This is a genomic window from Streptomyces caeruleatus (assembly GCF_001514235.1).
GTDB lineage: Bacteria > Actinomycetota > Actinomycetes > Streptomycetales > Streptomycetaceae > Streptomyces > Streptomyces caeruleatus.
The window spans coordinates 1,797-3,210 of the sequence record NZ_KQ948967.1; the positions used below are offsets into that span (position 1 = coordinate 1,797).

The following is a 1,414-nucleotide window of genomic DNA, read 5'->3' on the forward strand; positions in this document are numbered from 1 at the left end:
CTGAGACCTGATGCCGAGCCGATTGTGGTGAAGTGGATGATCCTATGCTGTCGAGAAAAGCCTCTAGCGAGTTTCATGGCGGCCCGTACCCTAAACCGACTCAGGTGGTCAGGTAGAGAATACCGAGGCGTTCGGGTGAACTATGGTTAAGGAACTCGGCAAAATGCCCCCGTAACTTCGGGAGAAGGGGGGCCACGCTCGGTGATCCGATTTACTCGGTGAGCTGGGGGTGGCCGCAGAGACCAGCGAGAAGCGACTGTTTACTAAAAACACAGGTCCGTGCGAAGCCGTAAGGCGATGTATACGGACTGACGCCTGCCCGGTGCTGGAACGTTAAGGGGACCGGTTAGTCACATTTCGGTGTGGCGAAGCTGAGAACTTAAGCGCCAGTAAACGGCGGTGGTAACTATAACCATCCTAAGGTAGCGAAATTCCTTGTCGGGTAAGTTCCGACCTGCACGAATGGCGTAACGACTTCTCGACTGTCTCAACCATAGGCCCGGTGAAATTGCACTACGAGTAAAGATGCTCGTTTCGCGCAGCAGGACGGAAAGACCCCGGGACCTTTACTACAGTTTGATATTGGTGTTCGGTTCGGCTTGTGTAGGATAGGTGGGAGACTTTGAAGCGGGCACGCCAGTGTTCGTGGAGTCGTCGTTGAAATACCACTCTGGTCGTGCTGGATGTCTAACCTGGGTCCGTGATCCGGATCAGGGACAGTGTCTGATGGGTAGTTTAACTGGGGCGGTTGCCTCCTAAAGAGTAACGGAGGCGCCCAAAGGTTCCCTCAGCCTGGTTGGCAATCAGGTGTTGAGTGTAAGTGCACAAGGGAGCTTGACTGTGAGACCGACGGGTCGAGCAGGGACGAAAGTCGGGACTAGTGATCCGGCGGTGGCTTGTGGAAGCGCCGTCGCTCAACGGATAAAAGGTACCCCGGGGATAACAGGCTGATCTTCCCCAAGAGTCCATATCGACGGGATGGTTTGGCACCTCGATGTCGGCTCGTCGCATCCTGGGGCTGGAGTCGGTCCCAAGGGTTGGGCTGTTCGCCCATTAAAGCGGTACGCGAGCTGGGTTTAGAACGTCGTGAGACAGTTCGGTCCCTATCCGCTGTGCGCGTAGGAGTCTTGAGAAGGGCTGTCCCTAGTACGAGAGGACCGGGACGGACGAACCTCTGGTGTGCCAGTTGTTCTGCCAAGGGCATGGCTGGTTGGCTACGTTCGGGAGGGATAACCGCTGAAAGCATCTAAGCGGGAAGCCTGCTTCGAGATGAGGACTCCCACCCACTTGATGGGGTAAGGCTCCCAGTAGACGACTGGGTTGATAGGCCGGATCTGGAAGCACGGTAACGTGTGGAGGTGACCGGTACTAATAGGCCGAGGGCTTGTCCTCAGTTGCTCGCGTCCACTGTGTT

Annotated in this window: 1 rRNA gene (running past one end of the window); it reads left to right on the top strand. The window is 56.3% G+C overall.

The window, feature by feature from the left end:
- A 23S ribosomal RNA gene (locus AQJ67_RS44235) occupies positions 1 to 1,392 on the top strand (its annotated part extends 1,796 nt beyond the left edge of the window); the annotation flags it as partial.
- Between the last annotated feature and the right edge of the window lie 22 nt (positions 1,393 to 1,414).